Origin of the sequence: Serinicoccus sp. CUA-874 (genome assembly GCF_001942225.1) — a bacterium.
GTDB classification, from domain to species: domain Bacteria; phylum Actinomycetota; class Actinomycetes; order Actinomycetales; family Dermatophilaceae; genus Ornithinicoccus; species Ornithinicoccus marinus.
This window is the reverse complement of sequence record NZ_MKJZ01000002.1, coordinates 1-15,372: the sequence shown is the minus strand read 5'-3', so window position 1 is coordinate 15,372 and position 15,372 is coordinate 1. Positions and strand designations below refer to the sequence as shown.

Annotated in this window: 15 protein-coding genes; 10 read left to right on the top strand and 5 right to left on the bottom strand. The window is 65.8% G+C overall.

The window, feature by feature from the left end:
* Nucleotides 1–20 precede the first annotated feature (20 nt).
* Both BJF80_RS00620 and BJF80_RS00615 read right to left on the bottom strand, forming a co-directional pair.
* A complete protein-coding gene (locus BJF80_RS00620; protein ID WP_075810826.1) occupies nt 21–1,751 on the bottom strand; it encodes a hypothetical protein in 1,731 nt (576 codons plus the stop codon).
* Nucleotides 1,748–2,701, bottom strand: coding sequence for a site-specific integrase (locus tag BJF80_RS00615; protein WP_075810825.1), 954 nt, complete (start codon nt 2,699–2,701; stop codon nt 1,748–1,750). The genes BJF80_RS00620 and BJF80_RS00615 overlap by 4 nt, the downstream gene beginning before the upstream one ends.
* A gap of 215 nt (nt 2,702–2,916) precedes the next feature.
* Here BJF80_RS00615 and BJF80_RS00610 point away from each other — a divergent pair, with 215 nt between their 5' ends.
* Nucleotides 2,917–3,138 carry a hypothetical protein gene (locus tag BJF80_RS00610; protein WP_202817120.1) on the top strand — a complete coding sequence of 74 codons (222 nt, stop codon included), beginning with the start codon at nt 2,917–2,919 and terminating at the stop codon, nt 3,136–3,138.
* Between the two features lie 126 nt (nt 3,139–3,264).
* Here BJF80_RS00610 and BJF80_RS00605 read toward each other — a convergent pair whose 3' ends face one another.
* Nucleotides 3,265–4,068, bottom strand: a complete 804-nt coding sequence (locus tag BJF80_RS00605) for a hypothetical protein (RefSeq protein ID WP_075810824.1) — start codon at nt 4,066–4,068, stop codon at nt 3,265–3,267.
* Between the two features lie 50 nt (nt 4,069–4,118).
* Nucleotides 4,119–4,376 carry a helix-turn-helix transcriptional regulator gene (locus BJF80_RS00600; RefSeq protein ID WP_075810879.1) on the bottom strand — a complete coding sequence of 86 codons (258 nt, stop codon included), beginning with the start codon at nt 4,374–4,376 and terminating at the stop codon, nt 4,119–4,121.
* Nucleotides 4,377–4,676: 300 nt separating this feature from the next.
* On the opposite strand from BJF80_RS00600, the gene BJF80_RS00595 reads away from it, so the two are divergent.
* The 9 genes from BJF80_RS00595 to BJF80_RS00550 all read left to right on the top strand — a co-directional run bounded on the left by BJF80_RS00595 (nt 4,677) and on the right by BJF80_RS00550 (nt 14,729).
* Entirely contained in the window at nt 4,677–5,753 is a 1,077-nt protein-coding gene (locus BJF80_RS00595; RefSeq protein WP_143553920.1) for a hypothetical protein, read from the top strand.
* A gap of 3 nt (nt 5,754–5,756) precedes the next feature.
* Nucleotides 5,757–6,323: a hypothetical protein gene (locus BJF80_RS00590; RefSeq protein WP_143553919.1), complete on the top strand. Its 567-nt coding sequence runs from the start codon at nt 5,757–5,759 to the stop codon at nt 6,321–6,323.
* Between the two features lie 333 nt (nt 6,324–6,656).
* Nucleotides 6,657–8,777: a site-specific DNA-methyltransferase gene (locus BJF80_RS00580; RefSeq protein WP_075810820.1), complete on the top strand. Its 2,121-nt coding sequence runs from the start codon at nt 6,657–6,659 to the stop codon at nt 8,775–8,777.
* Nucleotides 8,778–8,779: 2 nt separating this feature from the next.
* The gene (locus BJF80_RS00575; RefSeq protein ID WP_075810819.1) at nt 8,780–11,356 is read left to right on the top strand and encodes a DEAD/DEAH box helicase; all 2,577 of its coding nucleotides are present in this window, start codon (nt 8,780–8,782) and stop codon (nt 11,354–11,356) included.
* Nucleotides 11,356–12,021 carry a hypothetical protein gene (locus BJF80_RS00570; RefSeq protein ID WP_143456357.1) on the top strand — a complete coding sequence of 222 codons (666 nt, stop codon included), beginning with the start codon at nt 11,356–11,358 and terminating at the stop codon, nt 12,019–12,021. Before BJF80_RS00575 ends, BJF80_RS00570 begins: the two co-directional genes overlap by 1 nt.
* Nucleotides 12,022–12,084: 63 nt before the next feature.
* On the top strand, nt 12,085–12,558 hold the full coding sequence (locus tag BJF80_RS00565; protein WP_075810817.1) for a hypothetical protein: 474 nt from the start codon (nt 12,085–12,087) through the stop codon (nt 12,556–12,558).
* Nucleotides 12,559–12,794: 236 nt separating this feature from the next.
* Nucleotides 12,795–12,956: a hypothetical protein gene (locus BJF80_RS18650; protein ID WP_158068449.1), complete on the top strand. Its 162-nt coding sequence runs from the start codon at nt 12,795–12,797 to the stop codon at nt 12,954–12,956.
* A gap of 457 nt (nt 12,957–13,413) precedes the next feature.
* The gene (locus BJF80_RS00555) at nt 13,414–14,043 is read left to right on the top strand and encodes an ATP-binding cassette domain-containing protein (protein ID WP_075810815.1); all 630 of its coding nucleotides are present in this window, start codon (nt 13,414–13,416) and stop codon (nt 14,041–14,043) included.
* The gene (locus BJF80_RS00550) at nt 14,040–14,729 is read left to right on the top strand and encodes an ABC transporter permease (protein ID WP_075810814.1); all 690 of its coding nucleotides are present in this window, start codon (nt 14,040–14,042) and stop codon (nt 14,727–14,729) included. The genes BJF80_RS00555 and BJF80_RS00550 overlap by 4 nt, the downstream gene beginning before the upstream one ends.
* 10 nt (nt 14,730–14,739) lie before the next feature.
* Here the strand turns inward: BJF80_RS00550 and BJF80_RS00545 are convergent, their stop codons facing one another.
* The gene (locus tag BJF80_RS00545) at nt 14,740–15,231 is read right to left on the bottom strand and encodes a DUF1801 domain-containing protein (protein ID WP_083673369.1); all 492 of its coding nucleotides are present in this window, start codon (nt 15,229–15,231) and stop codon (nt 14,740–14,742) included.
* Nucleotides 15,232–15,372 lie beyond the last annotated feature (141 nt).

Below are 15,372 nucleotides of genomic sequence, written 5' to 3'. Positions count from 1 at the left end.
GGGGCTATCGGCCTCGGCGGTCAGTCGGTCTTGGTGTTGTCCTTCAGCGGCTCCCAGGCGGTGGTACTGCCCAGTCGCGGTCCGGAGCGTGGCGGGCCCGACCCGGGTGGTCGGCTCTTTGCCCGGCGCTGGCGGCGCTTGAACGGAAGCCTGCGGTGCAGCGCCTGGCTTGTCGACGGCTGCGACTTGATCTCGGTCCCCTCGGGCGGAGGGTTCCCGATGTCGTAGCCATAGCAGGCCATGAGGATGCGCACGTTGGTCGCGGCCAGGATGAACCCGAGCAGGATGCCGGTCCGGTGCGTGCCGAGCACGCGGGTGGAGCCGCGCCTCAGGTGCCCGTGGTGCTCGGAGAGCGAGGCGTTTAGCGACTCGACTCCACCGCGCCGACCGTAGGACGCCCGCCAGGCTGTGGTCCCAAACAGGTCCCGCTGCCGCAGTTGGGCCATCTCCTCCCGGGCAAGGGTGAGCGTCCTCCCGCAGGCGCAGGTCTCACCCTTCCGGCAGGAGGTAGTCGGCTTGCTCGCGGGGTTCAGGCGCATCGAGCGGCTGATATTGACGCAGCGCACTCGTCCAGCCAAGGCCGGACCTCGGAAGCGCTGCGTGCCTCGCTCTGGGTGTGGCCCGCCCATGGGTGTGAACGCCCAGGGCTGACGTCGGTCGTAGGTCTGCGCGAGTTGTGCCTTCGCCGTGGCGGTCATCCCGAGGCTGTAGCCCGGGAGGTCGCGCAGGTCCTTCGGGAGGTGGTCCAGGAACAGGCCACCGTCCACCCAGATCGTGCCGTTGATCGGCCCGGGTCGGGTGCCGCGCTGCGAGGGGTGCAGGTCGAAGACCTGCTCCACGTCACGCTCGACCAGCGGAAGTGCCCAGGCGTCCTGCTTGGCGTAGGAGTAGCCCCGGTCCACCAGGAGCGTCTCCGGTGCCATCCCTGCACGGACGAGCGAGTCGACCACCTCGACGCCAGCCGCCGCCTTGTAGGAGCCTGCCGGAGCGAGGCACACCGCTTGGGTGAGCGCAGCCTCGGCCTGTCCTCCGTGCTCGGGGATGTGCGTCGCCAGGTGGACGTCCCAGCCGGAGAAGATGCCTTTGCGGGCGAGGTTCTTCCCGCTGCGGTAGCCATCGCGCGCGTCTGGATCGACGGTGTGCTGAAGCCTGCCGTCGTGACCAGGCTTGGGCCACCCGGGCTCGTTCACGGCACGCTTCTTCGGCGGCTCGAAGTCCGGCTCTGGCAACGACCCAGGCGCGTCGTCGGCCCTCATGTGGCTGGCCCAGGACCGTCTTCTTGACCAGGCCTCGTAGTCCGTGGAGTCCAGGGCCAGCGTCGCTCGTCCGCGCAGTGAACGAGGAATGACCTGGGAGACCAGGCTCGTCATGAAGTCGGTCAGGGAGAGGGAGAGCCGTGTTTCCTGGACCTCGCCGGTCTCAGGGTGCACTTGCTCGGTCATGGCGTCCGCGAGGTCGGAGACCGCGCTCTCCACCTGGCTGTAGGTGACGGGCAACCGCAACCCGATCTGCTCCACCTGCTTTCTGCTCAGACGATCGCTGACCTCATGCACCGACGTCAGGTGAAGGTCTCCGCAACCCTCGATGGCCGCGACCATGAAGAGGACGAACATGGCGTCCCAACGCTGGGACCTGGTGCGTCCCACCGTGGAGGTCATGTCCTGCTGGACGACGCTCGCGAGGTCTCCGCCACGGACGGCGGCGACGGCTCGGCGGAAGACGTACTTGGTGACGGGATCGTGCTGCTTCACAGTCCCGCCCCCTTGAACAGATAGGCGTCGCCGTCCCAACGGCCAGGGACATCGGGGGCGATGACCTCCAGCGACTTGGACGAGACAGTCCCTGCGATCACCATGAACTCGCTGATCCGCAGGTCGAGAGTGAGCACGTCCGCCATCCAGGTGGTGCGTAGGCGGGACGGGCGGAACCTCGGGAGCCAGTCCGGCCAGGCCACGTCTTGCCGAAGGGCACCGAGCGGGTCCTTCGCCGTGGCTCGGTGCTTGCCGACCAGCGGCTCCTCGCAGTAGCGGGAGCACAGGTCCCGCAGTCTGTCGGTGTACTTCGCCAGCACCGGGGTGGTTCTGGACTCTAGGCGGATCACCATGAGGCGGTGGTCGTCCGGGTGGATGCCCACGTGGTCGGCAGTTACCCGCAACATCTCGCCGGGCTGGACACCAGCCCCGAGGCCCAGCGTCAGCATGGCGAGGGCGACACGAGTGCGCAGCGGGGTGCTCTGCGCCTCCGCAGCCTTCCAGAATCCTTCGACCTCCTCCGGCGTGTAGGGCGGGAGGATTGTGTTGTTGCCCGAGAACGGCCTCGGCTCAGCGGGCCACGGCGCATCCTTCGTGCAGGCCCGACCCACCCTCCTGAGGTAGCCGCGACGGGTCGAGCGCGACTCGGGCGATAGGGACTGCATTGTGCTTGCGCAGTAATGCTCGACGTGCTCCGGTAGGAAGCACTCCTCCAGTTCGAGGCCGAGTCCCTGGCCGTACGTCCACACCAGGAAGTGCGTGACGGCGCTCATGGAGTTGAGCGCCGAAGCGACGCTCACGTAGTCGGCGGCTCGGGTTGCCTCGACGGCGTGGGGGCGGACCTTGGTCCAGAGGTCGGGGTCTACGAGATGCGGCTTCGGGCGATAGTGCGCGAAGACCTCTTCGGGAGTCGTCACGATGCGACCTCCGATGACGCGGTGCTTCGGCATACCCAGGCTCCCAATCGTCGGTGGGTCTTATAAGACCCGTGCCAACTATAGTAAAGCCTGAGGCCGACATGGCAAGCGTGCTGCTGATCTAGGGTGTGGGCATGCCCAGGTCCGGAGGTGACGCCGCGCCACGGGAGTACATTGCGCGGGGGTCGTGGCCGACTGGACGGCTGAAGAAGGGCGCGCCGGTCTCGGCGGCCTACGCTCAGCAGTTCGTGCTGCGACTGCGGCAAGCCCTCGATGACGGTGACGGCCTCTCGCTGCGGGCTGCGGAGCGCGAGGCTCAGGTGAGCCGCAAGACCATCGAGCGCACGCTCGACGGCGAGGTGCTCCCCGACTTCGGTGCCATCGCACGGCTGGAGGAGTGGTTGAGCCGTGATCTGTGGCCTGGGCCGGAGATCAGGGCAGGACGGGATCGACACGCGGCAGAAGAATGAGCCCTTGACTCTGGCGATCTGACGGGTAGCCTGGTAGGTGGTTCCAATACCTAGAAGGCCCCTGCGGTTCGCCGTGGGGGTTTCTTCATGTCCGCGCGCCCAAGGGCGCGTGTGCATGGTGTGTGATCATTCCTTTCTGAGGATGCGACGTCGCTGGAAGATGTCGCGGCGCACGGTACTGACAAGGGTGTGTTCACCCTCCTGACTCTCAACCTCCTCTCCGGCGCGTAGGTAGGTGAGCGCCTCGGTGATCTGGCGACGTGTGGCAGGGATGAGCGGCCAGTCATGCTCTGCTTGGAGAACGCGGGCTCGCTTGTTGACCCCGTGCCAGATCGTGCGGACCGGGGTGGGGCCGCCCGAGTCTCGCAAGACCTCGCGAACGAGTTCGACGATGCTCAGTCCCTGGCTCCTGAGTTGGCGCGCCAAGGTTGCTGGCGGCGCCGGCTCAGCCGGGATTGCCGGTGGCACGGGCGCGTCCCAGGACTGTTCTGCCGAGCCCGTCGAGACATCGTCTTCCATGCCCTCCACGATGCTGGCCTGGACGGGTGACCCGCTGACATCGGCCAGATTTGGCCGAGGAGCAAATGTGCTCACCCCCAACGTTCGGAAGCGCTCGCGGAGACGTTCTCCCATCCTGGCGTGGCCCACGAGACGTTCGAGTTCGGGAATCGTGACCCACCGCTGGCCCGCCTCCAGGCGACGCAACGTCCGCTCGGTGATGCCTACCTCTTTTCCCAGGTCTTCCATCACGTCCTTGCGATAGACGAAACCCTCCCGCTGTGACCTCATGCTCGTGATTTCGCCGTCCAAGGCGCAGGTCACGGCGAGAGCGATTCGCAAGGCGAGCGGCGTGTGGTCGGGGACGTCCCGTCGCCATGCTTGCTCAACGAAGGGGATGTCCCTGTGCCGGGGCCTGAGGGAGTCCAGCACCTCGCGAGGCTTTCTCTCGCCAGCGGGTTCGCCCGGAGCGGCAGGCGTCACTACTTCGTGCCGCCTTTCGTGTGCTCCCACACGGGCGCGAGCAACTCGTCCAGGCTGATCTGCCAGGCCTTCGACAGCCGCAACCAGGTGCGGAGGTCGCCGTGGTAGCGCCCGTGTGCGACGTTCATCAGTGTCGTCCTGGTCAGGCCACTGCGGTTTGCGAGTTGGTCGTAGGACAGCCCGCTGGCCGTCTTCCGCTCGGAGAAGATCGCAGGTAGGCGGTCAAGTTCGGGCTCAGGGACCGGGAAGATGCTCACCGGGATAGCCCACTGGTTTTGGGGGGCGAGCACAGTACAAGCCCTTGCACCAATCTGGTCAAAGGTGCTTCACTGAGGGTGTCTCACCACTTGACGGTCCCCCTTGGGGCGGTCACGCCAGTGCGCAGGGAGGACTCACTTATGACTCACACCCGCACCGCCACGCTGATGGCCGTAACGCTCGTTACGGTTTCCGCTTGTTCGAGCGCGTCCGGAGGGGACTCGACCCCGAGCACGGCAGACGCGCAGGCCGTCACGAGCAGCACCGCAGAACCATCGGAGCCCGCTGTCTCGCTGCCGGTGGCGGAGGTCTTCGCGGAGCCTGCCTGGGGGATCACGCTCGGGCTTCAGGAGGCTCCGTGGACGCCTGTTGTGACTGCCGAGCGGGTCGTGGTGCTCGACGGGACGCAGGTGCGTGCCCTGGACGCGGAGGGCCAGGAAGCGTGGTCAGAGGGCTGGGAGGCCTTCACCGCCGACGAACGGAATCCGGGCTCGCCTTACCCGCTGTTGCGTCAGGTCGCGCCAGAGGTCGTCGCGGTGGTCGATGGGGGGAGGTCTGACGGCGAAGGCCTGGACGCCGACACTCAGGAAGTACGGGTGACTCTGCTCGACATCACCTCGGGAACCGTGATCGAGGAGGTCTCTGTCGAGGGTGGCGAGAGATTTCTTCCAAAGATCGGTGAGAGCGGCCTCGGATTCCTGGTCCGCACCGATGCGGGTGAGCGCGAGGCGGTCGCGGTCACTGCCTCCGGGGAGGTGGAGGCACTCCCGGCGACCGACGACCTCGTGGGTGTGGTGACGGTCGGAGATCACGCCTTCACACTCAGCGGCGGCACCGAGGAGGCTCCCGAGCGGTTCGCCGGGGAGTCCTACGACTCGGAGGACCTCGCCCCAGGACCAGAGTTCGAGATCGGGGCCATGGAAGCCAGCAACGCCGAGGACCTTCTGCTGGTGCGCTTCGCTGTCCCCTACGGCGAGGGCGTGTTGCAGGTGCTGGACGTCGAGACCGGGGAGGTGCTCTCCAACCCAGAGTGCGATCCACCGACACCCACGCAGTTCGTCACCAGCCCAGGTCGTGAGTGGGGCGTCCTCGACTCCATGCGCATCGACGCCAACGGCGAGGTGGAGTGCGTCGGTGGCGGCGAGGGTGAGCGTCGCGTGATTCTGCACGCCATTACGGACTCGGGGCGAGCATTCGGGGTCGCCCACCAAGGAGCCAACGAGACGCGCTTCGTGGACCTGCCGCCGTCCGGCGAGCCCGTGGTGTCTGATCTGGCTGAAGGGGCACGGCTGCCCATAGGCGTCATGGACGGCGACATCGCCATCCACTGGGACCCCGAAGACGCCATCCTCACCGCCAACCAGATCAAGGAGTGAGCCATGAAAGCCAGCAGCGGAGCAGCACTCGGCCTCGGAGCCGGGATGTTCGGCGCAACTGTCGGAGCCGCGAACCGCGCCTTCGAGAGGGCCGCGCAGGCCATGAACGCGCAGATCGAGCAGGACCTCTTCGTGCTCGGGCGGGACGGCCACCTGCCGTCCGCGCAGCCCGTCCTCCCGCTGACCCAGAAGAAGCGCTCGCTACCGCTGCGCGTGCTCTCCAGCCTCGCCCTTGGGATGTTGGTCGTCGCCGTGCCGGTGAGCATCTTCATGCTCGTCTTCGGCCTGGCCGACCCCGAGTGGCCACTCGCCATGGACATCCTCGGAGCCGTGATGGGCGCATTCATCGCCGCCGTCCTCACCGGCTGGCTCCCCGGCGCTGCGATCTTCGTTGTCCGTCAGTTGCGGGAGAACAACAGACGCATCTGCTGGAACCTCAACGAGCGCTACGCCGCCTTCTGGGCGGAGCGCGAGTGGGCCGAGCAGGCAGTGCGCTCAGGCGACCTGACGGCCTTTGAGGCCGCACAGCGTCTCCAAGCCCACCACCTCGATCACCTGGTCGACGTGTGAGCAGGCCAGAGTCACTGCCGGACTGGATGGCCGATCTGGAGTCTCAGATCGCCGCCGACGAGCGCGAGGACCGGCGAGCGATAGACGCTGAGAAGCGGTTCGACAACCCCCAGACGTTCGAGGGCTGGGCGGACATGGGAGTCCAAGCGCGGTGGTCAGACGCACGAAAAAGGCGTGGCTGAAGCACTGACGCACTGAATCTTGCGACGGTCGGGGGGAGGATCGGTCGCGCGATGCTCGGCCAGCCTTCTCCGGCTCGTCAGTCCTGCTGTCTACTCTTGCCCAGAGCGGGTCGAAGGGCACTCGCGAGCCATCTGTAGGGAGCACCAGCGAGTGTCGACATTGACTGACCTCATCGCGCGCGCCAAAGCCAAGGACCCGTCCCTGGGGCGGGACCTGGAGAAAGAAGTCGGGGCGCTCATGAAGCGGCGCACCTTCGGCCTGGTCTTCGAGCAGCATCAGCCCGAGGCCGTCGAGTTACCGGGCCGTGCTGTGCGGCGTGGCGACAAGGTGCGGGTGCTGCCCCCTCGTGGCGAAGTCAAGGCCGGTGACCAGCGGCTGTGGCGGGTGGAGCGGATCGAGCGCGCGGAGGGAAGGCGAGTCGCGCACCTGCTCGAACTGGACGCGGAGGAGCCGGAGACGCAAGCGGTGGTCGCTGAGGACCTCGTGGTGGTCGCAGAGTTCAACGACCGCATCTACCCGGGGCTCGTTGAGACCGGACGAGTAGAGCGCGGCGGCGACAAGCCCTTCCACACCGTCATCAACGCGGAGAACTACCACGCCCTGGAGATGTTGACGTACACCCATCGCGGCAAGGTCGATGCCATCTACATCGACCCTCCGTACAACACGGGTGCGAAGGACTGGAAGTACAACAACAACTACGTCGAAGGCGACGACGACTACCGACACAGCAAGTGGCTGGCGTTCATGGAGCGACGGCTGGAGGTCGCCCGGGAACTACTCAACCCCGAGGACTCGGTGCTCATTGTCACGATTGACGAGAAGGAGTACCTGAGGCTGGGGCTGCTCCTGGAACAGACGTTCCCAGAGGCACGGATTCAGATGGTGAGTGTTGTCATCAAGGCTGAGGGCACAAGTCGCGCAAACGAGTTCTCACGGACGAATGAGTTTTACTACTTCGTACGGCTTGGAGCGTCGCAACTGCACCCGATCACAGTGACCGGGGGTGACATAGAGATCCCTTGGCGAACACTCCGCAGAACTGACTACGAATCTCGGCGGGGCACCACAAAAGGGGGCAGTGCCCAGTTCTACCCCATTTACGTCAACTGCTCCACGCAAGAGATTGAGCAGGTCGGAGAAGCGCTCGACCACCGCACCGAAAGGTCGACGGCACCAGAGGTCGAGGGGTGTGTAGCAGTGTTCCCGATTAGGCCCGATGGGACAGAAATGAACTGGTCCTTGACTAGAGAATCTCTGCTAACCCGCATGAAGGACGGTTTCGTTCGCGTGGGACGGCATGAGCCCGACAAGCCTCAAACGTACGTCATCTCATATCTTAAAAGCGGTGCCGTTGCGGACATCAAGGAGGGCAAGGCGGCAGTTTTAGGAAACAATCCTGACGGCTCGGTGCGAGCCGTCTATCGCGGAGGCGGAACCCGGAACCCTACAACCCATTGGTCCGAAGTGGCCCATGACGCGCAGCGCGGTGGTACGGGTGTACTCCGAGCCACGCTGGGACCCCGCCGTCGCTTCCCGTTCCCGAAGAGCCTCTACGCGGTGGAGGATTCTCTGAGACTCTTCCTAAAGGAGAAGAAGGACTCCATAGTCCTCGACTTCTTCTCTGGCTCCGGCACGACCGCTCACGCCGTCATGCGGCTCAACCGGCAGGACGGCGGCCAGCGTCAGTGCATCTCGGTGACCAACAACGAGGTGAGTGCTGCCGAACAGAAGACGCTGCGCAAGCAGGGTCTGCGCCCGGGTGACCCGGAGTGGGAGGCGCTCGGCATCTGCGATCACGTGACCAAGCCTCGCGTTACGGCAGCGATCACGGGGACGACGCCGGAGGGCGAGCCGATCAAGGGTGATTACAAGTTCACTGACGAGTTCCCGATGAGCGATGGGTTCGAGGAGAACGCGGCATTCTTCACGCTGACCTACGAGGACCCGCTGTCGGTGCGACACGACCGAGCGTTCGCGAGGATCGCGCCAATGCTGTGGCTGCGAGCGGGCTCAGTTGGCCGGGTGATCGAGGAACTCGGTGACGAAGGCTGGGATGTTGCTGAGGCGTATGGCGTCCTGCGTGACCTGGACAAGATGCCGGACTTCCTTGGGCGCGTCGCAGAGGTCGAGACAGTGGGGACCGCCTTTGTCGTGACCGACAGCGACGCGGCGTTTCAGATGGCGTGCCGCGATCTGCCTTCTAGGGTGACTCCGGTCCGGCTGTATGAGTCGTACTTGAACAACTTCGCCATCAACCGGAGGTCCTGACGATGCGCTACACCCTGAAGGACTACCAGGCGGAGGCTGTCCGGGATGCGCTCCAGCGGCTGACGCAGGCTCGGGACATGTACCACCGCTATGGCTCGCTCTCACAGTTTTCGCTCGCGGCGACGACTGGAGCGGGTAAGACGGTCATGGCAGCGGCGATCATCGAGGCGCTGTTCTTCGGCTCTGACGAGTTCGACTTCCAGGCCGACCCCGGTGCGACGGTGCTGTGGTTCTCGGACTCTCCGGACTTGAACGAGCAGTCGCGGGCCCGCATCCAGGCAGCGGCGAGTGAGTTGGACTCCCGCCTGCGGGTGGTGGAGTCGACTTTCTCGGAAGCCTCGTTCAAGCCGGGGATGGTGTACTTCCTCAACGCGCAGAAGTTGTCGAAGAACTCGCGGCTCGTGCGAGGGGAACGGACGTCGCCGGGGCAGGAGCGGCTGTTCGAGCCTGCTCCGGACATGGTGCAGCAGACGATCTACGACGTGATCTCGAACACCGTGCAAGCGGAGGGCAGGACGCTCTACTTCATCCTTGACGAGGCGCACCGGGGGATGCGGACCACCTCGGAGCGGCAGACCATCGTGCAGCGGCTCATCAACGGAGCCAACGGGACGCCGCCGATGCCAGTCGTCTTCGGCATCTCTGCCACGGTGGATCGCTTCACCGAGGCGATGAAGAAGATCACGAATCGGACGGCGCTTCCTCCGGTCGAGGTGGACTCCTCGCTCGTGCAGGCCTCAGGTCTGCTGAAGGACGACATCGTGCTGACCATCCCGAAGGAGAAGGGCGTCTTCGACACGACGCTGCTGCGGCGGGCAGTGCAGAGGGTCAAGGAGTCGACCGAGGCGTGGGCTGCCTACGGGGTCGAGCAAGAGGAGCCCGACCCGGTGGTACCGCTCATGGTGGTCCAGATGGGCGATGCCCCCTCGCCGGACGACCTGGCCCAGGTGCTCGACGTCATCTACGACGAGTGGCCTGATCTTCCTGGCGATGCGGTGGCGCACGTCTTCGGCTCCCACACCGACCTCCTCGTCGGGCAGCAGCCTGTCCCCTACGTTGAGCCGCAGCGAGTGCAGGACGCGACGCACATCCGGGTGCTGCTGGCCATCGAGGCGATCTCCACGGGGTGGGACTGCCCACGGGCGGAGGTGCTCGTGTCGTTCCGCACCAGGAACGAGCCAACCTACATCCACCAGTTGCTGGGGCGCATGCTCCGCACGCCGTTGGCTCGGCGCATCCCCGGCAACGAGGTCCTGAACTCGGTCGACTGCCTGCTGCCGCACTTCGACCGCGAGACGTCCACAGTCATCGCGCAGATGCTCATGAAGGGCAAGACCGCACTGGACTCCGATGACACCGACGAGGACCGCGAGGACGACACACGCAGGGTGCTCTTCGACCCGGTGCGGCTTGACCAGAACCCTGACGTCCCGCAGGAGGTCTGGGACCTGCTCGTGACGATCCCCTCGGTGACCATCCCCAAGGCGCACGTCAAGCCGATCAGGCGGCTCGACGCTCTGGCCGTAGCGCTGTCCAACGACCGGATCGTCCCTGGCGCGGTCGAGCAGGCGCGGCAGCACCTGTGCAAGGTCCTCGACGGTCAGGCAGCCCAGCACGACGAGAAGGTCGCTTCCGCGCGCACCGATGTCCTCACGATGACCGGAGAGGAGGTGCGCGGTCGCCTCGGCGCTGAAGGCTTCTCCTACGACGGCTTCGAGATGGGCGCGGACGAGCGCGCCATCCACGACTCCTACCGGCTTGCTGGCCAGGCGCTGACCCCCGCCCTGGCCAAGGCCTACGTGGAGCACGACACGCCTCCGGACGCCGAGCCTGAAGAACTGCTGGAGGCCGAGGTCAAGGTCGCCTCTCTCGGTGCGGTGCCAGAGGTCGTAGGTGCCGTCGAGCGCGCCGCAGACGACCTCGCCAAGGAGTGGCTGAGCGAGACCCGCGTTGCCCGCAAGGGGCTCCCCGACGAGCGCCAGGCCGAATACGACCGCCTCGAAGGCATGTCGACCGAGCCCGAGCGGGTAGCCCTGACCGAGCCGAAGACGGCGCAAGCCGACACCAAGGTCCGTGAGAAGGACGGCACCGAGCGCGACCTCCCGACGCGCCGTCTGCATCTCATGGCAGCCGAGGACCGCACGTATCCCATCGACCTCAACGACTGGGAGCGCAAGGTTCTCGACTCCGAGATGAAGCAGCCAGGCTTCGCCGCCTGGTATCGCAACCCGTCCCGCGCCACCAAGGAGTCCCTCGCAGTCGCCTACAAGGACGCCGAAGGCACCTGGAGAGCGTTGCGCCCAGACTTCATCTTCTTCGCCACCCAGCACGATGGAACGGTCGTCGCGGACTTGGTGGACCCGCACGGGCACCACCTTGCGGACGCGCTGCCCAAGTTGCGCGGCCTGGTCGAGTTCGCAGAGCAGTTCAAGGGCGACTTCCGGCGCATCGAGTCCGTGGCAGAGACGAACGGAAGGCTGCGAGTGCTCGACCTCACGCAGGCTAACGTGCGGCAGGCCATCCGTGACGCGACCAGCGCCAAGGGGCTCTATGACTCCAAGATCGCCAGCGATTACTGATGAGCAGCCATGATGCAGGAGGGAGCGCCCGTGCAGAGTATGGACCCGCCCATCGGCAGCAGGCACAGGAAGTCATCAGCGCCCACATTCGGGGTGACGTCGACCTTCGGGACTCCCTGCTCTCAGAGTATTGCTGCGACGAGAACATGCTCGCCTGCTTCTTGGACTTCTTCTTCGCCTCCACTGTTGTCGGGTCGACAGACACTGCTAGCGCGAGGTTCAACTTCCTCCAGTGGATGCTCGGAGACGTCCTGGACGCAGTGGCGAGGGAGCGCGGAGTCGACCCCCGGTCTCTGGCCATCACCGTCATAGGGACAGAGTTCGAGGGGCTTCCGCCGTCGTTGGAACGTGCGGTTCGCGCAGCCCAGACCGCGCTGGCTAGTCATCTGCTCGTCAGGTCGGGACGACAGCCGTGGGGCATTCGAGACCGTCTGACACCTGAAGCGTTGGGGCAACTCGCAACGGGTGTGCACATCCTGCACTGGGTGCTCTGCTTCGATGCTCGCGATGAGTTGGGAGACGCCCAACTGATCACCTTGCTGCTGCCGCGGGTCACTGCGGTCCTCCAGATGTCCGCTGACGCCCACGACATGACCCTGGAGCAGTTCACGGCTGACCTCTGGCTGCTACACCTCCAGTTGGACGCCGGTCTGCGGCTGTTCTGACGAGTGTCCAAATCGTAACCAAAATCTTGCCCATGATCTTGGTGCGCAGGCTATGCTGAGTGCATGAGCGTCGACACCCACCACATCTACCAGAGTTCCGACTTGGCTGGCTCCCGACGCAAGGAGATCGTGGAGGCCGCCCAGCGTGGGCCTACCCTGCTCCGAACCCCCAGCGGGGACGCGCTGGCGTTTCTGCCTCACGCAGAACTGGAGCGACTGTCCCACATCAAGGACCACGCACTCGGCTTCGTCATGCTGGATAGTGCCCTTCGTCGGCCCCGCGAAGAGCGTCGAGCGGCTGACTTCGGCGCGTGGGCGTTCGCGTTCTCACTGGACGAGGACCAACTTGTCGAGTTCCGCGACGAGATGAGCGATGCCCTCATGCGTGCATGCTCCGGCGTCGACACCGTGGACAGCCTTCTGGACGAGTGGCGAGCCACTGCCTCCTTCATGGCTGACGAGGATGCCGTTGCAGCACTTGACGGCGGCATCGAGGACTTCAGTGAGGTCTTGCGCCCAGAGCAAGCGGAGGACTGAGTGGAGTGAGCCCGGGTACCAGTAGTGCCTACTCTCCCTACACGCCCGCCCGCAGGCCGGGGGGCAGGCCAAGCACCAAGCCGGAGTACCGGGTCCTCGTCCATCACAAGTGGCTCGATGAGTGGGACGTGCTGGTGGATCGGCTAGGGCTGGCGAATGCACAGCGAGCCTGGGACCACCTCGCGATGCAGCCGGGGAAGCAGCCATCCATCGGACGGTGCAGCAAGTTGAAGGGCATGAAGAAGTACGCCAAGGACGGCTGGTCGCCCATCTACCACTATGAGGCGAGTTCCATGGCCCGGATCGACTATCAGTTTCACGCTGGCCTCCAGGTGTCGGAAGGGCTGACGCCGCATCCCGTGGTTCGTATCCTGAAATTGGACCTCGGGAGCCACTAGCGATCCGGGATGCGGGCCCTCTCAAGTGCGAGCGTGGGTTCTGCGACCCGATGCCCCACTTCACCCTCTCGGTGCATGGCACGGGCTACGACTGCTTCGCGAGCGCGCCAATGACCGACTGCCACGAACCTCACAGGATGCTGTCAGGCGTCCGGAGGGCAGGTTCGGCGCGTCGCTCTATGGGTCGGTGTACAAATCCCGCCCGACTTACGTACCCGCCCCGACCGGAGGGTCTGCATACCCCGTGGTCAGGGGATTTCGTGAAGTACCCACCACATGTACATCGCGGTGAACTGTCACCTAGATTCACGAAGCCCCTGGTCAGATCACATCTGACCGGGGGTTTCGCCGTGTCCGAGCAAGTTTCCTGGGGGGCAGCAACCGACGCGGCGAAGGACACCGACAGCCGTCCTCATCTAAGGTGCTGTCTGCAGGGAGCAGACGAAGGAGGGGCGCCATGCAACAGCCCGCCGGGACCGAGGGCCAGCACCCGCTCATCGAGGTACGTGGCGTCACCAAGTCCTACGGACGGCACGCGGTGCTGGACGACGTCTCGTTCGAGGTGCGGCCCGGGCGCTCCCTCGCAATCATCGGAGCCAACGGTTGCGGCAAGTCGACGGTGCTCAAGATCTGTGCGGGCCTGCTGTCACCGGACGCAGGCATCGTCAGGGTCTCCGGGCGAGTGGGCTACTGCCCGCAGCAGGCGGACCTCGGCCACTTCCTGACATCGGACGATCACTTCACATGGTTCGGGGCGGCCGGGGGCCTGAGGGCGCGGGGAAGCCGTCGGCGCGGTCGGGCCCTCGCGGCCTCCCTCGACTGGCAGGTGACGTCCAAGCAGGTCGGCGACTTGAGCGGCGGCACGACGCAGAAGCTCAATGTGGCCTGCTCCGTGCTCGGCGATCCGCAGGTGATCCTGCTCGACGAGCCCTACCAAGGCTTCGACGAGGGCAGCTACCTCGACTTCTGGGACATGGTCGACAGATGGTGCGCCGGCGGTGCTGCAGTGATCGTGGTCACTCATCTGCTGCGAGAACTGCACCGTGTGGATGAGGTGCTCGATCTCGGCGCGGGGAGGGCGGCATGAGCGCTTTCCTCCGGACGGCGGAGATGACCATGCGCGATCTTGTCGGGCGTCGATGGGCGTTGCTCCTCCTCATTCTGGTGCCGCTGGTCTTCTATGGCGCTCGCCGGGGGGACGCTAGCTGGCAGGGCATCCGGTTCGCCTGCATGGGTCTCGCGTGGGCCTTGAGCACGGTCGCACTGTTCTCCACGATCAGCGCCAAATCACTTGAACCGCGACTTCGACTGGCCGGTGCCCGGGTCAGCGCGCTGCTGGCGGGCCGGGTCCTCGCGCTGGTGATAGTGGCATTGGTGGTCGGTGGGGTGTATGCCGCGCTCATCGCTGCCGATCAGGCGCCGGAGAACCCGTGGTCGATCACGGCGGCGCTGCTGCTGTCGGCGGTGATCTCCGTGCCGCTGGGCATGCTCATCGCTCGACTCGTCCCACGGGACTTCGAGGGAATGCTCGTCCTGATCACCGTCGTCGGGCTCCAGACCATCGTCGACCCCGAGTCCGCTGTGGCGAAGTTGCTGCCGCTCTGGTCCATCAGAGAATTGCTCACTCACGGGGTCGAGGGCGCGGGCGACCTGAGATCCGCCGCGATCCACGCCAGCGTCTACGGAGCCGCGCTGGTGCTGCTGAGTCTCATGCTCGCCTGGCGCAGCCTGCGTGCTCGTCCTCACGTCGTGAGACACGCCGCTCCTGCGTGACGTACTTGCCTCAGCCCGCCCAGGCGGCGGCGACCAGCCGTCGCAGCGCGGCGAGGTCGATGTCCTCCAGCTTGTTGACGTAGATGCAGCCCTTGCCGAGCCTCGTCCTGCCGAGCGCCTCGACCAGGTCCTCGCGCGAGCCATAGGACTGCAGGCCGTAGAGGGTGATCGCGCCCTTGCGGGGGGAGAAGCCCACGCGGGCGGTGTCGCCCTCGCGGCCGGTGGCGTACTGGTAGTGCGCCTCGCCGAAGCCCACCATCGACGGGCCCCACATGCGGGGTGGTGCCCCGGTGACGTCCTCGAAGAGCTCCAGCAGCTCCAGCCCCTGCTCCACCCGCTTGGGCCAGGGGAGCGACTCGATCCAGGCACGGGGCGACTCGCCGGTCGGGGTCGTCTTCGCCTCCGCCGTGCGGCCGCCGCTGCCGGCGAGCGGCCGCTCCCCGCGGTCGGTCGCGCTCCAGACCGCGTGCCCGTCCCGCAGCGCCAGCCCTTCGTCACCCATCGCCTCCTTCAGCCGTGACGGCGCTCAGGTGATTCTCCCCAGTTCTGCTCACTGAAATTCCCCACCCTGTGGCCCCAATCCGGGGACGGAGCGGGGCTCCTTCGATGATGGCGGTCTCTGACCACACGCCTACTCGAAGGA

Bases quoted from the DNA above. Each gene is read 5' to 3' on its own strand.
- BJF80_RS00615 (WP_075810825.1), bottom strand. From the start codon at position 2,701: ATGCCGAAGCACCGCGTCATCGGAGGTCGCATCGTGACGACTCCCGAA.
- BJF80_RS00590 (WP_143553919.1), top strand. From the start codon at position 5,757: ATGAAAGCCAGCAGCGGAGCAGCACTCGGCCTCGGAGCCGGGATGTTC.
- BJF80_RS00575 (WP_075810819.1), top strand. From the start codon at position 8,780: ATGCGCTACACCCTGAAGGACTACCAGGCGGAGGCTGTCCGGGATGCG.
- BJF80_RS00570 (WP_143456357.1), top strand. From the start codon at position 11,356: ATGAGCAGCCATGATGCAGGAGGGAGCGCCCGTGCAGAGTATGGACCC.
- BJF80_RS00565 (WP_075810817.1), top strand. From the start codon at position 12,085: ATGAGCGTCGACACCCACCACATCTACCAGAGTTCCGACTTGGCTGGC.
- BJF80_RS18650 (WP_158068449.1), top strand. From the start codon at position 12,795: ATGAAGAAGTACGCCAAGGACGGCTGGTCGCCCATCTACCACTATGAG.
- BJF80_RS00555 (WP_075810815.1), top strand. From the start codon at position 13,414: ATGCAACAGCCCGCCGGGACCGAGGGCCAGCACCCGCTCATCGAGGTA.
- BJF80_RS00550 (WP_075810814.1), top strand. From the start codon at position 14,040: ATGAGCGCTTTCCTCCGGACGGCGGAGATGACCATGCGCGATCTTGTC.
- BJF80_RS00545 (WP_083673369.1), bottom strand. From the start codon at position 15,231: ATGGGTGACGAAGGGCTGGCGCTGCGGGACGGGCACGCGGTCTGGAGC.